This window comes from Streptomyces sp. NPDC052079, from assembly GCF_040680275.1.
Classification (GTDB): Bacteria; Actinomycetota; Actinomycetes; order Streptomycetales; family Streptomycetaceae; genus Streptomyces.
Map to the genome: position 1 here is coordinate 1 of NZ_JBFAWL010000039.1, position 14786 is coordinate 14786.

Sequence of the window (14786 nt, forward strand, 5' to 3'; positions counted from 1 at the left end):
CCCCAGACCCCCCTTTCGGCCCTTCGGGCCTCGTCCTCAAACGCCGGACGGGCTGAATTTCCAGCCCGTCCGGCACAATCCAGCCCCTCCGGCGTTTGAGGAGCGGGGGTCCGGGGGCAGCGCCCCCGGGGATGGGACGGGAAGGGGCGGCGGGGGCGGAAAAGGCCTCCGGCAGACCACCACCCTCGATCGGACCACAGGTAAGGGAACGGTAAAACGCTCTCGCTCGTTCACTCAGGCATGACAGCTATGACCCCCGGCTCGAACATCCCTCTCCCCACCGCCCGAGTGACGGTGGACGTCGCCGCCCCCGTGCGGCTAGACGTATCGGGCCTGCTGCTCACCGCCGACGGCAAGGTGCGCTCCGACGACGACTTCATCTTCTACAACCAGCCCGCCGGCCCCGGCGTGACCTACCGCCCCGGCGGCGGCACCGCCCCAGACGCCATCACGGTCGACACCACGGCCGTACCCCCCGGCATCGAGAAGATCGTCATCACCGCGAGCCCCGACGCCCCCGGCCAGACCTTCCAGGGCATCGAACCGACGGCCACCATCCGCGACGCCGACAACGGCACGGTCCTCGCCACCTTCACGCCCCCGCGCCTCGGCTCCGAGACCGCACTGGTGATCGTCGAGATCTACCGGCGCAACGGCGCCTGGAAGGCCCGCGCCGTCGGCCAGGGCTACGCCAACGGCCTCGCCGGCATCGCCACGGACTTCGGCGTCACGGTCGAGGAACCGGCCGCCCCGGCCCAGCCGGCAACCGCCCCCGCCCCGCCGGTGTCCGCCCCGCAGGCGCCCCCCGCCCCCGCCGCTCCGCCGACCCCGCCCGCCGCTGCCGCCCCCGGCACCGGGAAGATCAACCTCGACAAGGGCCGGGTCAGCCTGCAGAAGAACCAGACCGTCTCCCTGATGAAGGGCGGCCGCCCGCTGCTCTCCCAGGTCCAGATGGGTCTCGGCTGGGAGCCGGCCTTCCGCGGCAAGGACATCGACCTGGACGCCTCGGTCATCGCCTATGGCCCGCAGCGCAACCACATCGACAGCTGCTACTTCGGCAAGCTGCAGATCCTGAACGGCGCGATCCGGCACTCCGGCGACAACCTCACCGGCGAGGGCAGCGGGGACGACGAGGTGATCACCGTCGACCTCGGCCGCCTCCCGCAGGAGGTCACCGGCCTGGTCTTCACCGTCAACTCCTTCTCCGGCCAGAAGTTCACGGAGGTGGCCAAGGCCTACTGCCGGCTCCTGGACGGCACCACCGGCGAGGAACTGGTCCGCTTCGACCTCACCGGCGCCGAACCGCAGACGGGCGTGATGATGGCGAAGCTGATCCGCCAGTTCTCCGGCGAGTGGGAGATGACCGCGATGGGCGACTTCGTGAAGTCCCGCACCGTCCGCGGCATGGTCAAGCCGGCCGCCCAGGCGCTGTAATCGCGAGTACTGAACGCCGGGCGCCCCCGGGCAGGGGGCGCCCGAATGTCAGCCGCACCTGCGGGGACTACAGAATCGCAGTCCTCTGCGATATGAGGCGGTAAGCCGCTTTGGCCAAATCCGACTGCACTACAGGGATCCAGTCACAAGACCGTTAACCATGCACAAGCCGGAGGGTCTCGCGACAAAACCATAGACAGGTTTAATCCCGCCCGGCACGATACTCTTCACTCGATCCAAGGCCACGGCTTCGTCGTACCCGTGCATTTCACTACGTGCCGGAGCAACATGTCCGACCGAACAGGAAATGCGCTGCAATCTGCACGCCTTGTAATCAATACGAAGGTCCAAGAGCCCTGCGAGGCGCACAAGTGCAGTAGCGCGTGAAACTTCAACAATATTGAGCGGTCGTTGACCGTCGCAGGACTTCAGTAAGCGGGTTACGCCGCCCTCGCTCGTACGGAAAGCGTAGGCGCACGATAGAGCCTTGCGGAATTTCACGCACACCGCATCCGTGTCCGGCCGCGAACTCCCTCATGAACTGCACAGCACCACCCTGTGGGTCGCCGTGGAACTCAGGAGTGCACGAAGTCATTCCCCCGTCACCGAGCATGGCACCGATGAAATATCCCTAGGAGTTGCCGGCGCTTCTGGAGATGTTGTCGGGGCCGTCGAAGGCGCCGTTCCGCACCGTGTCCCGGTCGGCGCCGAGCAGGAGCTTCAGGGTCAGGGTGCGGCGCTTGGGGTCGTAGAATCAGACCTGGCCGTCGTGCTGTACGGGGCTCTCCTCGCGGGCGTAGGAGGGGACGATGTAGGCCCCGACGTAGGCACCGGTGATCGCGGACGTTCTGGCGAAGGACATGCTGTCTCCAGGTGACGGTGGACAGGGCCGTGGACCGTGCGCCCCTCAGGCTCCCGCCCCCTACCTGAACGCGGGTTGAACGGTGCGGGGGACGGCACTCGCCGTTCCCGTGAAGCTCAACCACCCTGCTGCGACCGGGCCTTGAATGCGGCCTTCCGCGCCTCCTTGGCGACCTTCTTGTCCGGGTGCAGGCGTCCCATGGCCTCCAGGACGTCCGCCGTGGCCGGGTGGTCCACCCGCCAGACGGCGTCGAAGAAGCCGCTGTGCTGCTGTGCCAGCCCTTCCACCAGGGAGCGCAGTTCCTCCGAGTTGCCCTCCGCGGCGAGCTGGGCGGCCACCGTGTCGATGGTCAGCCAGAAGATCATGGCCTCGGACGGCGGCGGCACGTCGGCGGCCCCCTGCTCGGCCAGCCACACCCGCGCCAGCCCGCCGAGTTCGGGGTCGTCCAGCACCTCCCGCAGCGCGGGCTCGGCGGACGCGCCGACCAGTGACAGGGCCTGCTGGCACTGCAGCCGCCGCAGCGGCGCGCCCTCGTCCGCCCCGCGTGCCGCCGCCAGCAACTCCCGCGCGGACGTCAGGGGTTCACGCTGGGCGAGCCAGTGCAGGGTCTCCGCGTGGGCCGCCACCGGCGGGAAGCCGGCCGTGCCGTCGAGCAGCGCGTCGGCGCCCTTGTCGGCGAGGTCGCCGACCGCCGGCGCCTGGAATCCGGCCTCCAGCAGCCGGGCGCGCAGCCCGTAGATCCCGAGGGGGGTGAGCCGCACCATGCCGTAGCGGGAGACGTCGGTGTCGTCCTCCGGAGCGGCGGGCTCCTCGTCGGCGTCGGCCATGAGCGTCTCGTCGACCGGCTGGTACTCCACGAGTCCCACAGGCTCCAGCACGCGGAACTGGTCGTCCAGGCGCATCATCGCGTCGGACACCTGTTCAAGGACGTCGTTGGTGGGTTCGGCCATGTCGCCGGGCACGATCACCGACGCGGCCAGCGCGGGCAGCGGCACGGGCGTCCCGGCGGGGTCCTCGTCCCCGGCCGTCAGCAGGTAGAGGTTGCCGAGCACTCCGTCCAGGAACTCGGCCTCGGCCTCGACGTCCCAGTCCAGGGCGTCGAGGTCGAGCTCCCCGGATCCCTCGCCCTCGGCGATGGCGTCGACGAGACCGTCCAGATCGGGGACGCTCGCGTCGCCGAGCAGCGTCTCCAGGGCGGCGAGCCAGACCCCCAGCACGTCCTGCGGCGAACCCCCGGTGAGCACCGCGAGTTCGGGCCCCGCGGCGACCGTCCCTTCCTCCTCGTCGACGACCTCGACGAGCCCGGTGTCGACGGCGACGCGCCAGGCCTCGCTGGCGTAGGCCGCGGCGTCGTCCCCGGTCAGTCCCAGCTCCGCGGCGGCCTCCGGCAACTGCTCCTCGACGAGCCCGCCCCCCGCGTCCACACGGGTCGCGGGCCCGGCCCAGCGGGCGAGCCGCGCGGCCCGGGACAGCACCGGGGCGGACAGGGCGTCGCGCGCCAGCTCCGCTTCGGGACGCAGCCGCACCGGCGGCAGGATGGAGCTGTCTGACATGGGCTTGTGTCTCCTAGGGCCGCTTATGACTCAGCCACTCAGCCTAGACGGATTTCCACCCATGCCGCCCACTTCCTCTCCTCTTCGGCGACCATACATGGCTGAAACCTTGACAAGTGGCTTGGCCAGGCTGGACATTGACGCGCGTAGACAGGGAGTGACCCACGCTCCACCCTCGTCCCGGCGTAGATCACGTTCCCGGAGGGAATCCGTTGCCCAGCAAGTCGTCCGCGCGTCTCGCCGCGCTCACCGTCGCCGCCGTGTGCACCGCGGCATCCACCGTCGTCCTCGCCTCGCCCGCGCACGCGGACTCCGTGCGCATCCATGACATCCAGGGCGACACCCGCATATCGCCGTACGCAGGCCGGCAGGTCTCCGATGTGACCGGAATCGTCACCGGCGTCCGCACCTACGGCTCGTCGCGCGGCTTCTGGATCCAGGATCCCGCCCCGGACGCGGACCCGGCCACCAGTGAGGGGGTCTTCGTCTTCACCGGCTCGACGCCGAAGGGCGTCGCGGTCGGCGACGCCGTCACGGTGTCCGGCACTGTCTCGGAGTACGTCCCCGGCGGCACGTCCTCCGGCAACCAGTCCCTTACCGAGATCACCCGCCCGGTCTTCACGGTCGTCTCCAGCGGGAACGCGGTGCCGGCCGCCGCGCCGATCACCGCGCGTTCCGTCCCGGCGGCCTACGCCCCCACGCCGAACGGCTCGATCAACGACCTCACCCTGCGCCCCTCCGCCTACGCCCTGGACCTCTACGAGTCCCTGGAGGGCATGAACGTCCAGGTCTCCGACACCCGGGTGGTGGGCGCCACCGACCCGTACACGGAGCTCTGGGTCACGGTGAAGCCCTGGGAGCACCGCAACCTTCGGGGCGGCACGGTCTACGGTTCGTACGACTCGCAGAACACCGGCCGCCTCCAGATCCAGTCGCTGGGCAAGGCGGCCGACTTCCCCGACGCGAACGTCGGCGACACCCTCACCGGCGAGACCGCGGGCCCCCTGGACTACAACCAGTTCGGCGGCTACACCCTGGTGGCCAACGAGCTGGGCAGCCTCAGCAGCGGGGGCCTGAAGCGCGAGACGACCCGGAGACAGCACGGGTCCGAACTGGCGATCGCCACCTACAACGTCGAGAACCTCGACCCCTCGGACGACACCTTCGCCGCCCACGCCGCCGCGATCGTGAACAACCTCAGATCGCCCGACATCGTGTCCCTGGAGGAGATCCAGGACAACAACGGCGCCACTGACGACGGCACGGTCGCCGCCGACCAAACCCTGGCCGAGCTGATCGAGGCCATCGAGGCGGCCGGGGGCCCGCGCTACGAGTGGCGTGCCATCGACCCGGCCGACAAGCAGGACGGCGGCCAGCCGGGCGGCAACATCCGCCAGGCGTTCCTGTTCAACCCGGAGCGGGTCTCCTTCACCGACCGTCCCGGCGGGGATGCCACCACCCCCACCGACGTCACCCCGGTCGGCGGCAAGGCGGCCCTGACGAACTCCCCCGGCCGGATCGACCCGACGTCCGAGGCGTTCGAGGACAGCCGCAAGCCGCTGGCCGGTGAGTTCACCTTCCGGGGCCGCACCGTCATCGTCATCGCCAACCACTTCTCCTCCAAGGGCGGCGACCAGGGCCTGACCTCCCAGTACCAGCCGCCGTCCCGGGGCTCGGAGACCCAGCGTCACCTCCAGGCCCAGGCGGTGCACGACTTCACCGCGAAGATCCTCAAGACCCAGAAGAACGCCAAGGTCGTGGTCCTCGGCGACATCAACGACTTCGAGTTCTCGGAGACGACCGACATCCTCGAGGGCCAGAACACCCTCTGGTCGGCGATCAAGTCACTCCCCCGCTCCGAGCGTTACTCGTACGTCTACCAGGGCAACAGCCAGGTCCTGGACCAGATCCTGATCACGCCGTCGATCCGCCGCTTCAGCTACGACAGCGTGCACATCAACGCGGAGTTCCACGACCAGATCAGCGACCACGACCCGCAGGTCCTGCGCTTCCGCCCGTAGCCCGACAGCCACCCACGGAGAGGGGACGGGGCGGGGGTTCAGCGACCACGACCCGCAGGTTCTGCGCTTCCGCCCGTAGCCGCACAGCCGCCCACGACGGAGAGGGAACGGAGTGGGGGTACCCGCCCGCAGCGTCCGGCGCGTCAACGCGAGCACGTCACAACACCGGAAGACGCGCCGGACCGAGGACGGGTACCCCCGCCCCGGCCCCGTCCCACGCCCCACCGTGGGCGGGTCTCAGCACTGATGGCGCCGCACCATCACCGCACCCACCACCGCGGCGACCACCGCGCCCGCGATCAGCGCCGGCTTGCGGTACCGCATCCCGGCCTGCCCGGCGTGCGCGGCACTGCTGCGCATCTGCACGGTCATCGCACCCGCCCGGTCCCGGAGGTCGTCGGCCCGCGCCTTCGCCCGCCCCTTGACGTCCATCTTCCCGGCCAACTCCTCGACCGTGTCGCCGAGTTCGTGCCGCGTCTGCTCGATCTGCCGCCGCAGCTCGTCGGGCCCCTTGGCCCCCCGCCCCGGCGCGGCGCGCCCGGCCTCCGCCTTCGTGTCCACGTGGGCACCTTCACGGGCCCCCGCGCGCCTCACGTCCTGTGTCATCGGTGCGCCCTTCCCTTGATCTCGTCCACATCGGCCTTCACACTGCCCAGCGTCTTCTCCGGCTTGGGCGGCGTGGCCCGGCGCAACTGACCGCGGCCGGCGAGGGCTAGCACTCCGGCGATGAGGAACAGCACGCCCGTGATGATCAGCGCCGCGGCCCACAGAGGCAGCACCAGGTCCAGCGCAGCGACACCCGTACCGGCCAGCGCAAGCAGCCCCGCGTAGCCGAACGCGCCCGCCGCCCCCAGCATCCCGCCGCCACGCCCGGCACGACGGCCCTTCTCCGCCAGCTCTTCCTTGGCGAGTGCCACTTCCTGCCGTGCGAGCCGTGAGATCTGTTCGGTGGCCTGCCCGACGAGCTCGCCCACGCTGTGCTCGTCGTGCACCGGCCGTCGCTCCACGGTTCCGGTCACAATGCGCCTCCTCTCAGGTCGGGGAGAGCCGAGTACCCCCGCCGAACTCCCTCTATCCATGAAGCAACGCTTACCGATAGCGGTAACAACACATAAGTAGAACTTCACGCCGCGGCGGCCGACACTACCCCCATGACCCCTTTCGGCCGCACCCTGTGCGCGATGATCACCCCGTTCACCCCGGCCGGCGCCCTCGACCTCGACGGCGCCCAGCGGCTGGCCGACCACCTGGTCACCCACGGCTGCGACGGCCTGGTCCTGTCCGGCACCACGGGCGAGTCCCCCACCACCACGGACGCCGAGAAGTCGGCCCTCGTCACGGCGGTACGCGAAGCCGTCGGTACCCGCGCGACGATCGTCGCGGGCGTCGGCACCCCCGACACGGCCCACACCGCCCGACTGGCCCGCGAGGCGGAGAAGGCGGGCGCCGACGGCCTCCTGGTGTCCGCCCCGTACTACAGCCTCCCCCCGCAGGACGCGGTGGAGGCGCACTTCCTGGAGATCGCGGACACCACGGACCTCCCCCTGGCCCTGTACGACATCCCCTCCCGCACGGGCGTCCGCATCGCACCGGACTCCCTGCTGCGCCTCGCGGAGCACCCCCGGATCGTGGCGGTGAAGGACTGTTCGTACGACTTCCTGTCCGCACAGAAGCTGATCCCCCGCACCGGCCTCGCCTACTACGCGGGCTCCGACGAGCTCAATCTCGCCCTGTACGCGGTCGGCGGCTCCGGCTGCGTCAGCACGGTGGCCAACGTGGCCCCGGACCGGGTCCGCGCCGTCCTGGACGCGTTCGACGCGGGCGACACCGCCGGCGCGGCCCGCCTTCAGCACCGGATGACGCCCCTCGTCGAGGCGATGATGGCGAGCGGCCTCCCGGGCACCGTCACCGCCAAGGCCCTCCTCGCCGCGCTTAACCTCCCCGCCGGCCCGGTCCGCCCGCCCCTTCGGCCGGCCACACCCCGCACGACCGACGCACTCAGGAAGGCCTACGACCTGGCGGCCGTCTGATGAGCCGTCCGATGAGCCGTCCGACGACGGACGGGCCGGAACCCCACCTGGTGGGGTTCCGGCCCGTCCGGACGGCCTGTGCGCGTCAGTCCCAGAGATACCCGTCCCCGAACAGCAGGAAGTGCTCCAGCACATCCTCCGCGGGGTCGTCGATCTGCCCGACGTCACTGTTGAGCAGTGCCACGCGGTGACCGTTGTTCGAGCCCGTGGACGTCTCGTCCGCGTGCGCGGTGCCCGCGAGCGTGCCGCACAGCATCAGAGCCGCCACCACACCCATCACCCCGACGGCGCAGCGCAGCGCACGCGGCACCCACTTGTTCGTCATCGCCCGTCCCCATTTCCCGTATGTCAGTCGTCCCGGCGTCTGATCGGACCCTGTGTCCACCCGTTCATCTGCCGAAACGACCCATAAGTCACGGGGAGTAACCCGTACGGGCGTGACCGCTGGGTCAGTTGTGGCTGTGGAGGACCTCGTTCAGACCGCCCCAGACCGCGTTGTTGGGGCGCGCCTCGACCGTGCCCGTCACGGAGTTGCGGCGGAACAGGATGTTGGAGGCGCCGGACAGCTCACGGGCCTTGACGATCTCGCCGTCGGGCATGGTGACGCGGGTACCGGCGGTGACGTACAGCCCCGCCTCGACCACGCACTCGTCACCGAGGGCGATACCGACGCCCGCCTCGGCGCCGACCAGGCACCGCTCGCCGATGGAGATCCGGACGTTGCCGCCGCCGGACAGGGTGCCCATGGTGGAGGCACCGCCGCCGATGTCGGAGCCGTCGCCGACGACGACACCGGCCGAGATGCGGCCCTCGACCATCGACGTGCCGAGCGTGCCGGCGTTGAAGTTGACGAAGCCCTCGTGCATGACGGTGGTGCCCTCGGCGAGGTGCGCACCGAGCCGTACCCGGTCGGCGTCGGCGATCCGGACGCCCTTGGGGGCGACGTAGTCCGTCATGCGCGGGAACTTGTCGACGGAGGTGACGGCGAGGTGCAGGCCCTCGGCGCGGGCGTTGAGCCGGACCTTCTCCAGGTCGTCCACGGCGACCGGGCCGAGCGAGGTCCAGGCGACGTTGGCGAGGTGGGCGAAGATGCCGTCGAGGTTCTGGCCGTGCGGCTTGACCAGGCGGTGGGAGAGCAGGTGGAGGCGCAGATAGACGTCGTGCGCGTCGACCGGCTTCTCGTCCAGCGAGGAAATGACCGTGCGGACCGCGACGACCTCGACACCGCGGCGGGGGTCGGGGCCGACCGCCGCGGTGGCGCCGCCGCCGAGCAGTTCGGCGGCGCGCTCGGCGGAGAGCCGCTCGGTGCCGGACGGGCCGGGGCCCTCGGCGGTCGCGGCGACGAGTTCGGGGGCGGGGAACCACGTGTCGAGAACGGTGCCGTCGGCGGCGACGGTGGCGAGGCCGGCGGCCACTGCGCCGGTGGTGCTCTGAGCAGTCGTGTCGGTCATAAGGGCAACCTAACCGCCCGGCGGGCCCGGATGCGAACCGGTCCCCCGGCATCTCACGTGGCGGGCGAACGGCCCGGCACCGGCCCCTCCGCTTCTCCTCGTCCCGCCGTGATCACGCGCCCCAGCACCTCCCGGGCGTACCCCTCGTCGTACGGCGTGCCGGTCAGCAGCACCTGGAGGCAGATGCCGTCCATCAGCGCGACCAGCGCCCGGGCCGTGACCGGGTCCGTGCGGCGGGACAGGTGCTCGGCGACGCCCTCGCACCACTCGGCCGCGACGGGACGCAGGGCGGGGCGGCGCAGGGCGGCCAGATACAGCTCGTACTCCAGCTCCACCCCGGTGCGCTCACCGGCCAGCCATTCGCCCATCAGGGCCGCGAGTTCGGCCGCCAGGTCGGTGCCCGGGTCCTCCAGAGCCCCGCGCGAGGCGACCACCTTGGCGAAGCCCTCGTTGGCCTGGCGCAGGGCGGCGACCATCAGCTCGTCGAGGGTCTTGAAGTGGTACGTGGTGGAGCCGAGCGGGACATCGGCCTCGGCGGCGACGCTGCGATGGCTGAGACCGGCGATGCCGCTGCGGCCCACCACCCGGATCGCCGCGTCGATGATCCGCTGCCGCCGCTCGGGGTCGTAGCGCCGGGCCATCAGTGCGCACCGCCCAGGTTCAGCACCACGACTCCGATGATGATCAGGGCGATGCCCGCGGCCCTGGCGGCGGTGAGCGCCTCCCCCAGGAACACGATGCCGATGGTGGCGATGGCGGCGGTGCCCACGCCGGCCCAGATCGCGTACGCGGTGCCGATGGCGACGGTGCGCAGGGTCTGGGCGAGCAGCGCGAAGGAGACCAGGTAGCCGGCCACGGTCAGCAGCGAGGGCCAGAGCCTGCTGAAGCCGTCGCTGTATTTCATGGCGGTGGTGGCGCACACCTCGGCGACGATGGCGCCGGACAGCAGCAGGTATCCCATGCGTACAACCGTACACAGCGGTTGTACGGGCGTACACAACGACGGCCCCGGACACACGGAAACGGCGGCACCCAAGGGCGCCGCCGTTTACGTCGAAGCGTTCTCAGACGTTGAACCCCAACGCCCGGAGCTGCTCGCGTCCGTCGTCCGTGATCTTGTCGGGGCCCCACGGCGGCATCCACACCCAGTTGATGCGCAGCTCGCTGACCAGACCGTCCGTGGCGGCCTTGGCCTGGTCCTCGATGACGTCCGTCAGCGGGCAGGCCGCGGAGGTCAGGGTCATGTCGACGGTCGCCACATTGGACTCGTCGACGTGGATGCCGTAGATGAGGCCGAGGTTGACGACGTCGATGCCCAGTTCCGGGTCGACGACATCCATCAGGGCCTCGCGGAGCTCCTCCTCCGAGGCCGGCTTCATCTCCAGGGTCTCGCTCATGCCGTAGTCCTTTCGGCGTCGGCGCCCAGCGCCTGGGCCGTCGCGTCCTTCCACGCCATCCAGCTGAGGAGGGCGCACTTCACTCGGGCCGGGTACTTGGACACCCCGGCGAACGCGACCGCGTCCTCCAGGGTCTCCTCCATCGCGTCGTCGGGCTCGATCTTCCCCTTGGACTGCATCAGTTCCAGGAAGGTGTCCTGGATCCGCTGCGCCTCGGCGAGGTCCTTGCCGACCAGCAGCTCGTTCAGCACGGAGGCGGACGCCTGGCTGATGGAGCAGCCCTGCCCCTCGTAGCTGACGTCGCTGATCGTCGTGCCGTCGTACTTCACGCGGAGCGTGATCTCGTCACCGCACGTCGGGTTGACGTGGTGCACCTCGGCGTCGCCGTCCCTCAGACCACGCCCGTGCGGGTTCTTGTAGTGGTCCAGGATGACGTCCTGGTACATCGAGTCCAGCTTCACGCCTCAGCCCCTCATCCGAAGAAGTTCCGTACGTGCTCCAGGCCGTCGACCAGTGCGTCGATCTCGGCCGGCGTGGAGTACAGATAGAACGACGCTCGCGTGGTCGCAGGAATTCCGTACCGCAGGCAGACCGGCCGGGCGCAGTGATGGCCGACCCGGACCGCGATGCCCTGCTCGTCGAGGACCTGGCCCACGTCGTGCGGGTGGATGTCACCCAGGGTGAACGAGATCGCGGCGCCGCGGTCCTCGGCCGTGGCGGGGCCGATGATGCGCAGGTCCGGGACCTCGGCCAGCCGCTTGACCGCGTACTCGGTGATCGCGTGCTCATGGGCGAGGACCTTGTCCATGCCGATGGCCGACAGGTAGTCGATCGCCGCGCCGAGACCGACCGCCTGGGCGATCGGCGGGGTGCCCGCCTCGAACTTGTGCGGGGCGGGGGCGTAGGTCGACGAGCTCATCGACACGGTCTCGATCATCTCGCCGCCGCCGAGGAACGGTGGCAGGTCCTCCAGCAGCTCCTGGCGGCCCCAGAGGACGCCGATGCCGGTCGGGCCGCACATCTTGTGACCGGTGAAGGCCACGAAGTCGGCCTGGAGGGCCTGGACGTCCAGCGGCATGTGGGGCGCGGCCTGGGAGGCGTCGATGCAGACGAGCGCGCCGACCTCCTGGGCGCGGCGCACTATCGCCTCGACCGGGTTGACCGTGCCCAGGATGTTGGACACCAGCACAAAGGAGACGATCTTCGTCTTCTCCGTGATGATCTCGTCGATGTTCGACAGGTCGAGCCGGCCGTCGTCGGTGAGGCCGAACCACTTCAGCTTCGCGCCCGTGCGCTGCGCCAGCAGTTGCCACGGCACGATGTTGGAGTGGTGCTCCATCTCCGTGATGACGATCTCGGTCTCGTGGTCCACCCGGTAGGGCTCGTCGGCCCAGCCGAGCATGTTGGCCACGAGGTTGAGCGACTCGGAGGCGTTCTTGGTGAAGATCACCTCGTCGCGGCTGGGCGCGTTGATGAACTCCGCGACCTTGTCGCGCGCGCCCTCGTACAGGGCCGTGGCCTCCTCGGCGAGCACATGCACACCGCGGTGGACGTTGGCGTTGTAGCGCTCGTAGTACTCGCTCAGTGCGTCCAGCACCTGGCGCGGCTTCTGGCTGGTCGCCGCGTTGTCCAGGTACACGAGCTTCCGTCCGTCGTGGACCTGCCGGTCCAGGACGGGGAAGTCCTTGCGGATCGACTCGTCCAGAAGAGCGGACGCGGTGAGGAGGCCCGGCATCTGTGTCACTCGGATGCGCCACCCTTCGTGTATGCCTCGTAGCCCTCGGCCTCCAGCTTGTCGGCGAGCTCGGGGCCGCCGGACTCGGCGATCCGTCCGGCCGCGAAGACATGGACGTGGTCGGGCTTGATGTAGCGCAGGATGCGCGTGTAGTGCGTGATCAGCATGGTGCCGACCTCGCCGGACTCGCGGACGCGGTTGACGCCCTCGGAGACGACGCGCAGGGCGTCGACGTCCAGGCCGGAGTCGGTCTCGTCGAGGATCGCGATCTTCGGCTTGAGCAGCTCGAGCTGAAGGATCTCGTGGCGCTTCTTCTCACCGCCGGAGAAGCCCTCGTTGACGTTGCGCTCGGCGAAGGCGGGGTCCATGTTGAGGCGCTCCATGGCCTCCTTGACCTCCTTCACCCAGGTGCGCAGCTTGGGGGCCTCGCCGCGGATGGCGGTGGCGGAGGTGCGCAGGAAGTTGGAGACGGAGACGCCGGGGACCTCGACCGGGTACTGCATGGCGAGGAACAGGCCGGCGCGGGCACGCTCGTCGACGGACATCTCCAGGACGTCCTCGCCGTCGAGGGTGACGCTGCCCTTGGTGATCGTGTACTTGGGGTGACCCGCGAGGGAGTAGGCGAGCGTGGACTTGCCGGAGCCGTTCGGGCCCATGATGGCGTGCGTCTCGCCCTGCTTCACGGTGAGGTCGACACCCTTGAGGATTTCCTTCGTGCCGTTCTCGACCTCGACGGTGACGTGCAGGTCTCGGATTTCAAGCGTTGCCATGGGTGCCTCAGGACTCCTGGGTGACGGAGACGAGCACGTCGTCCCCTTCGATCTTTACGGGGTATACGGGGACCGGGCGCGTCGCCGGAAGGGCGTCGGGCTTGCCGGAACGGAGGTCGAAACGCGAGCCGTGCAGCCAGCACTCGATGTGGCAGTCGTCGACCTCGCCCTCCGACAGCGAGACGTTCGCGTGCGAGCAGATGTCGTTGATCGCGAACACCTCGCCCTCGGTGAGCACGACGGAAACCGGCGTGCCGTCGAGTTCCACCCGCTTCGGGGTGTCCTCCTCCAGCTCGCTCAGCTTGCAGGCGCGTACGAAGGTCATGCGACCGCCGCCTCCAGCTCCTCCTCGATCTTGGCGATCAGACGCTCCTCGATGTCCGGGACGCCGATCTGCTGGACGAGCTCGGCGAAGAAGCCGCGGACCACCAGGCGGCGGGCGTCCATCTCCGGGATGCCGCGGGCCATCAGGTAGAACAGCTGCTCGTCGTCGAAGCGGCCGGTCGCGGAGGCGTGGCCGGCGCCGACGATCTCGCCGGTCTCGATCTCCAGGTTGGGCACGGAGTCGACGCGGGCGCCGTCGGTGAGGACCAGGTTGCGGTTCATCTCGTAGGTGTCGGTGCCCTCGGCCTTGGCCTCGATGAGCACGTCACCGATCCACACGGCGTGCGCGTCGTCGCCCTGGAGCGCGCCCTTGTAGACGACGTTGGACTTGCAGTGCGGGAGGTTGTGGTCGACCAGGAGGCGGTGCTCCTGGTGCTGGCCGGCGTCGGTGAAGTACAGGCCGAACAGCTCGGCCTCGCCGCCGGGGCCCGCGTAGGTCACGCGCGGGTGGAGGCGTACGACGTCGCCGCCGAAGGTGACGACGACCGACTTCAAGGAGGCGTCGCGGCCGACCAGGGCGTTGTGCTGGGCGACGTGCACGGCCTTGTCGTCCCAGTCCTGGACGGAGACGACGGTCAGCTTGGCGCCGTCACCGAGGACGAAGTCGACGTTGGCGGCGAGCACCGCGTCACCGGTGTGGTCGACGACCACGAGCGCCTCGGCGAAGGCGCCGAGCTCGATCAGCTGGTGGCCGTAGGCCGTGCCGCCCTCGCCGTGCACCGCGATGCGGATCGGCTCGGTGAGCACGGTCTCCTTCGGCACGGTCACGACCGAGGCCTGCTCGAAGGCGGAGTACGCCTGGGCGGCGACGCGGTCCGCCGGCATGCCCGCGCGGCCGAGCCGCGGGTCGTCGCGGCCGACGGTCTCGACGGTGACACCCTCGGGCGCCTCGACGGCGACCTTGACGCCCTCGCCGGTGGCGGTGGCGGTGCCGTCGTGCAGACCGCGCAGCCGCTCCAGCGGGGTGAACCGCCACTCCTCCTCGCGGCCGTGGGGGACGGCGAAGTCCGCCACGTCGTAGGACGGGGGCGCGCTCATACGGGTGGCGACGGTCGACTCCGCGGCCACCGCGATCGAGCCCGCGGTGGTGGAACCCACGGGGATGTTCTGAGCCTCAGCCATGGCTGTCGTAGTGCTCGCTTTCGTGTG

16 protein-coding genes and 1 pseudogene are annotated in these 14786 nt (G+C 70.0%); 3 read left to right on the forward strand and 14 right to left on the reverse strand.

The genetic code is table 11. From position 1 onward, the window contains the following. The first annotated feature begins 249 nt into the window (after positions 1-249). The gene (locus AB0L56_RS30625; RefSeq protein ID WP_365429230.1) at positions 250-1434 is read left to right on the forward strand and encodes a TerD family protein; all 1185 of its coding nucleotides are present in this window, start codon (positions 250-252) and stop codon (positions 1432-1434) included. A 652-nt stretch (positions 1435-2086) separates the two neighbouring features. Here AB0L56_RS30625 and AB0L56_RS30630 read toward each other — a convergent pair. Together AB0L56_RS30630 and AB0L56_RS30635 are read right to left on the reverse strand one after the other, a co-directional pair. Beyond that, positions 2087-2254, reverse strand: a pseudogene (locus AB0L56_RS30630) (Tat pathway signal sequence domain protein); the annotation flags it as partial. Between the two features lie 158 nt (positions 2255-2412). Then, positions 2413-3849 (reverse strand): hypothetical protein, encoded by a 1437-nt coding sequence (locus AB0L56_RS30635; RefSeq protein WP_365429177.1) that lies wholly within the window; start codon positions 3847-3849, stop codon positions 2413-2415. Positions 3850-4061: 212 nt separating this feature from the next. On the opposite strand from AB0L56_RS30635, the gene AB0L56_RS30640 reads away from it, so the two are divergent. Continuing rightward, entirely contained in the window at positions 4062-5870 is a 1809-nt protein-coding gene (locus tag AB0L56_RS30640; RefSeq protein ID WP_365429180.1) for an endonuclease/exonuclease/phosphatase family protein, read from the forward strand. A gap of 237 nt (positions 5871-6107) precedes the next feature. Here the strand turns inward: AB0L56_RS30640 and AB0L56_RS30645 are convergent, their stop codons facing one another. Together AB0L56_RS30645 and AB0L56_RS30650 are read right to left on the reverse strand one after the other, a co-directional pair. Then, complete coding sequence (locus tag AB0L56_RS30645) at positions 6108-6476, reverse strand: DUF3618 domain-containing protein (protein ID WP_365429183.1); 369 nt, start codon at positions 6474-6476, stop codon at positions 6108-6110. After that, positions 6473-6889 carry a phage holin family protein gene (locus AB0L56_RS30650; protein ID WP_365429186.1) on the reverse strand — a complete coding sequence of 139 codons (417 nt, stop codon included), beginning with the start codon at positions 6887-6889 and terminating at the stop codon, positions 6473-6475. Before AB0L56_RS30650 ends, AB0L56_RS30645 begins: the two co-directional genes overlap by 4 nt. 132 nt (positions 6890-7021) lie before the next feature. On the opposite strand from AB0L56_RS30650, the gene dapA reads away from it, so the two are divergent. Further along, positions 7022-7900: a 4-hydroxy-tetrahydrodipicolinate synthase gene (gene dapA / locus AB0L56_RS30655; RefSeq protein WP_365429189.1), complete on the forward strand. Its 879-nt coding sequence runs from the start codon at positions 7022-7024 to the stop codon at positions 7898-7900. 85 nt (positions 7901-7985) lie between these two features. Here dapA and AB0L56_RS30660 read toward each other — a convergent pair whose 3' ends face one another. The 10 genes from AB0L56_RS30660 to sufD form a co-directional block, all read right to left on the reverse strand. Further along, a complete protein-coding gene (locus AB0L56_RS30660) occupies positions 7986-8225 on the reverse strand; it encodes a hypothetical protein (RefSeq protein WP_361030368.1) in 240 nt (79 codons plus the stop codon). Positions 8226-8349: 124 nt separating this feature from the next. After that, complete coding sequence (gene dapD, locus AB0L56_RS30665) at positions 8350-9351, reverse strand: 2,3,4,5-tetrahydropyridine-2,6-dicarboxylate N-succinyltransferase (protein WP_361030365.1); 1002 nt, start codon at positions 9349-9351, stop codon at positions 8350-8352. A gap of 53 nt (positions 9352-9404) precedes the next feature. Then, entirely contained in the window at positions 9405-9992 is a 588-nt protein-coding gene (locus tag AB0L56_RS30670; RefSeq protein WP_361030362.1) for a TetR family transcriptional regulator, read from the reverse strand. Then, on the reverse strand, positions 9992-10312 hold the full coding sequence (locus AB0L56_RS30675) for a multidrug efflux SMR transporter (protein ID WP_361030359.1): 321 nt from the start codon (positions 10310-10312) through the stop codon (positions 9992-9994). Before AB0L56_RS30675 ends, AB0L56_RS30670 begins: the two co-directional genes overlap by 1 nt. Positions 10313-10415: 103 nt before the next feature. After that, a complete protein-coding gene (locus AB0L56_RS30680; protein ID WP_361030356.1) occupies positions 10416-10748 on the reverse strand; it encodes a metal-sulfur cluster assembly factor in 333 nt (110 codons plus the stop codon). Then, the gene (gene sufU, locus AB0L56_RS30685) at positions 10745-11209 is read right to left on the reverse strand and encodes a Fe-S cluster assembly sulfur transfer protein SufU (RefSeq protein ID WP_361030353.1); all 465 of its coding nucleotides are present in this window, start codon (positions 11207-11209) and stop codon (positions 10745-10747) included. The genes AB0L56_RS30680 and sufU overlap by 4 nt, the downstream gene beginning before the upstream one ends. An 11-nt stretch (positions 11210-11220) precedes the next feature. Beyond that, positions 11221-12492: a cysteine desulfurase gene (locus tag AB0L56_RS30690; RefSeq protein WP_361030350.1), complete on the reverse strand. Its 1272-nt coding sequence runs from the start codon at positions 12490-12492 to the stop codon at positions 11221-11223. Continuing rightward, positions 12489-13253 carry a Fe-S cluster assembly ATPase SufC gene (gene sufC / locus AB0L56_RS30695; protein ID WP_365429195.1) on the reverse strand — a complete coding sequence of 255 codons (765 nt, stop codon included), beginning with the start codon at positions 13251-13253 and terminating at the stop codon, positions 12489-12491. The genes AB0L56_RS30690 and sufC overlap by 4 nt, the downstream gene beginning before the upstream one ends. A gap of 7 nt (positions 13254-13260) precedes the next feature. Beyond that, entirely contained in the window at positions 13261-13578 is a 318-nt protein-coding gene (locus AB0L56_RS30700; protein WP_361030343.1) for a non-heme iron oxygenase ferredoxin subunit, read from the reverse strand. Further along, on the reverse strand, positions 13575-14759 hold the full coding sequence (gene sufD, locus AB0L56_RS30705; RefSeq protein ID WP_365429198.1) for a Fe-S cluster assembly protein SufD: 1185 nt from the start codon (positions 14757-14759) through the stop codon (positions 13575-13577). The genes AB0L56_RS30700 and sufD overlap by 4 nt, the downstream gene beginning before the upstream one ends. Positions 14760-14786 lie beyond the last annotated feature (27 nt).

What these genes read in the sequence shown, in the direction of transcription:
- dapD (WP_361030365.1), bottom strand. Translation starts at nt 9,351, where the DNA reads ATGACCGACACGACTGCTCAGAGCACCACCGGCGCAGTGGCCGCCGGC.
- dapA (WP_365429189.1), top strand. Translation starts at nt 7,022, where the DNA reads ATGACCCCTTTCGGCCGCACCCTGTGCGCGATGATCACCCCGTTCACC.
- sufD (WP_365429198.1), bottom strand. Translation starts at nt 14,759, where the DNA reads ATGGCTGAGGCTCAGAACATCCCCGTGGGTTCCACCACCGCGGGCTCG.
- AB0L56_RS30625 (WP_365429230.1), top strand. Translation starts at nt 250, where the DNA reads ATGACCCCCGGCTCGAACATCCCTCTCCCCACCGCCCGAGTGACGGTG.
- AB0L56_RS30645 (WP_365429183.1), bottom strand. Translation starts at nt 6,476, where the DNA reads ATGACACAGGACGTGAGGCGCGCGGGGGCCCGTGAAGGTGCCCACGTG.
- AB0L56_RS30660 (WP_361030368.1), bottom strand. Translation starts at nt 8,225, where the DNA reads ATGACGAACAAGTGGGTGCCGCGTGCGCTGCGCTGCGCCGTCGGGGTG.
- AB0L56_RS30670 (WP_361030362.1), bottom strand. Translation starts at nt 9,992, where the DNA reads ATGGCCCGGCGCTACGACCCCGAGCGGCGGCAGCGGATCATCGACGCG.
- sufC (WP_365429195.1), bottom strand. Translation starts at nt 13,253, where the DNA reads ATGGCAACGCTTGAAATCCGAGACCTGCACGTCACCGTCGAGGTCGAG.
- AB0L56_RS30635 (WP_365429177.1), bottom strand. Translation starts at nt 3,849, where the DNA reads ATGTCAGACAGCTCCATCCTGCCGCCGGTGCGGCTGCGTCCCGAAGCG.
- AB0L56_RS30680 (WP_361030356.1), bottom strand. Translation starts at nt 10,748, where the DNA reads ATGAGCGAGACCCTGGAGATGAAGCCGGCCTCGGAGGAGGAGCTCCGC.
- AB0L56_RS30675 (WP_361030359.1), bottom strand. Translation starts at nt 10,312, where the DNA reads ATGGGATACCTGCTGCTGTCCGGCGCCATCGTCGCCGAGGTGTGCGCC.
- AB0L56_RS30700 (WP_361030343.1), bottom strand. Translation starts at nt 13,578, where the DNA reads ATGACCTTCGTACGCGCCTGCAAGCTGAGCGAGCTGGAGGAGGACACC.